The organism is Acidobacteriota bacterium, from assembly GCA_039030395.1.
Taxonomy (GTDB): Bacteria; Acidobacteriota; Thermoanaerobaculia; order Multivoradales; family JBCCEF01; genus JBCCEF01.
The window spans coordinates 1-2,616 of the sequence record JBCCEF010000054.1 but is presented as its reverse complement, the minus strand read 5'-3'; the positions used below and the strand labels follow the sequence as shown (position 1 = coordinate 2,616).

Annotated in this window: 2 protein-coding genes; both read left to right on the top strand. The window is 65.6% G+C overall.

Annotation, left to right across the window (positions count from 1 at the left end):
- The first annotated feature begins 137 nt into the window (after window positions 1–137).
- The gene (locus AAF481_20385; protein MEM7483525.1) at window positions 138–767 is read left to right on the top strand and encodes a hypothetical protein; all 630 of its coding nucleotides are present in this window, start codon (window positions 138–140) and stop codon (window positions 765–767) included.
- Window positions 764–2,616, top strand: a 1,853-nt coding sequence (locus tag AAF481_20380) for a hypothetical protein (protein MEM7483524.1), incomplete at its 3' end; no start/stop codon positions are given. The genes AAF481_20385 and AAF481_20380, both read left to right, overlap by 4 nt.

Genomic DNA, 2,616 nt, shown 5'->3' with positions numbered 1-2,616 from the left:
CGCAGCCGTACTGGACGTACTGCGAGGAGTGCAGCCGGCGGATAACGCCGCAGATTCAGTGACCTACGGCCTTGCAGCAGAGAGCCGGTGAGAAGGACGGGCTAGAGCAGAGGGCATTTCTTGGGAGGTTGAACGTGATGCATCGAGCGTTGATTTTGGCGGTGTTGGGATTGTTGACGGTAGGCGGTTCGCTATCAGGCCTGGAGCTGGTTTCGGGATTGAAGTCCCTGACGATCGCCCGGGTCCCGGCGGACTCGGAGCTGTGGGTCTTCGGGGTGGGCAAGGGCCGGGACGGCTACAACCGTGTGCTGACGACCTACTCGGAGACCTTGACCGACTCGGACGGCGACGGCCGGATCACCTACGAGCCCGCGGGCGGAATGCCGGCGCTGGCCTCCTGGGGGGTGGCGGATCTTTCTTCCGGCCAGGTGACGGTCCTTCCTTCGCCGGGCTGGGAGGATTCGGTGTCGAGCCTGCCGGCGACGGCGCTCGACCCCACCGGCGAGTCGCTGACCTTGCCGCACCGCCAGGTGGAGGCATTCCTGGTGCGTCCTGGCGCCGCGGGCTGGCGTCAGTCGATCGGCGATGGCTCTTCGGCGGATGGCGACGGCCTCGAGGACGGCTCGGTGAACCTCTCGCTGTCGTCTCTGGCGGCCCAAGACGGCGGCACGGAGCTGCCGGGATCGTTGCAGTCGGAGGATGTGCTGGTGGTGATCGACACGTCGACCCTGGAGCTGATCTGGAGCGGCGAGGAGGTGTCGCCGTGAGCCGCCTCGTCCTCGCCGCGATTCTCATTCTTCTTCTCGCGCTCGCCGCCCCGGCCCTCGCCCAACCGAAGCCGGTGGAAGCGCGCGGTTTCTCTCCCGGAGAGGTCTATGACTACTCCGGTTTGGACTCGGTGAACCTGTTCAACGGCAACCTGGTGCTGGCGCTTCCGCTGGGCGGCCAGTACCCGCTGGGTGGCGGCTTCTCCTACGGCCTGCGCCTGACCTACAACGCCAAGGTCTGGGATGTCGAGACGCGTCCGTTCTCCTTCTCGGAGGCGGCGTTCGAGGCTCGGGTCTCGGAGGACTTCAACGCCGGGGTGGGCTGGACGGTGAGCCTGGGTGGTTTCCTGACCAACCCGCTCTTCGGCGAGAACCCCAACGGCTGGAACCTGACCACGGAGGACGGGGCACAGCATCACTTCTACCAGTCACTGCACATCGGGGAGTCGACGGGAACGCCGTTCTTGTACAGCCGCGATGGCTCCTATCTGCGGCTGCGTTGGGCAACCCGGGAGGTGGAGTACCCGGACGGGACGATCCGCACTTACGGCAGCCCCGAACCAAATGTGCCGGGGAAGTTTCGCCTGACGCAGATCCGAGACCGTTTCGGCAATGTGGTGACGGTGAGCTACCTGCAAGACAACGGCCCGTCTCCCTCTTGGACGATCGCCGACGGTCTGCGGACGCATCGGGTGGAGTTCGAGGTGGGCTCTTTGGGCGTTCGCCGGGTGAAGGCGGTGAAGCTGGCGGCGTTCAACAGCTCGGTGGCGACGTACTCCTTCGGCTACACGTCGAAGACGATCACGCGCAGTTGCTGGGACTCGCCGGCTTCGCTCTATCCGTCCGGTTTCTCGGACCCGACGCCGCCGACGGCGACGGTGGATTTCCTGACCTCGCTGACCCTGCCCGGCACCGGCGGGGCCTTCGAGATGCCGGAGCACTACGAGGACTGCTCGCAGAGCAAGAACGCTCCCGGAGTGCTCAAGCGGCTTCGCCTGCCAACGCGGGGCCTGATCGACTGGACCTACACCGATTGGGACGTGCTGACGCGCTCGCCGCTGACCTTGAATCGCGGCCCGGACACGGAGCCCGCGATCGGCAGCCAAGAGGTACTGGCGGTGGCGTCGAAGACAGTGCTCAACTCGAACGGCCTGTGCGAGAACCACGACTGGCCGTCGTGCAGCTGGACCTACCGCACAGAAGGCGGCGGCGGTTTCACCCGCAAGGTGATCGTCCGTGAGCCCTCGGGTGACGAGACGGTGCACTATTTCGCCAACAGTCCGCACCTCAATCGGGCCGGTTTCTCGGGCTGGGAGTACGGCCTGCCGTTCCACTTGACCAACGCCCAGAGTGGGCTGCATCTGTCGCGGGAGATCTACGATGGCACCGAGGCATCGGGCGTGCTCAAGCGCTCGGTGCGGGTGTCCTACGAGCACGACAAGCTCAAGCCGGGAGACACGATCCGGTTCACGAGCGACTGGTACGACTCGAACCGCCGCCCACGAGTGGAGCGGACCATCTTCCACGACGACAACAATCGCTGGGTGGAGTCGGTGTCCTCGGACTTCGATGGTCTGGGCCAGCACCGGGTGCAGGCGACGACGGCCAACTGGGGCTCGAACCGCACCACCACGACGACCTATAACCCGGCTCGAGGCACCTACCTGGTCAATCCGTCGAACAACCTGTTCGCCTCGGGCCACAGCTACACTCCGTGGCCTTCGAGCCAGCCTTGGCTGCTGCAGCTTTCGACCTCGCGGGAGACCCAGGACGGTTCCGATCGGGTGCGGGTCGAGACTTGCTTCAATTCGAACACGGGCTTCCTCGAGCGGGAGCGGCGCCTCAAAGG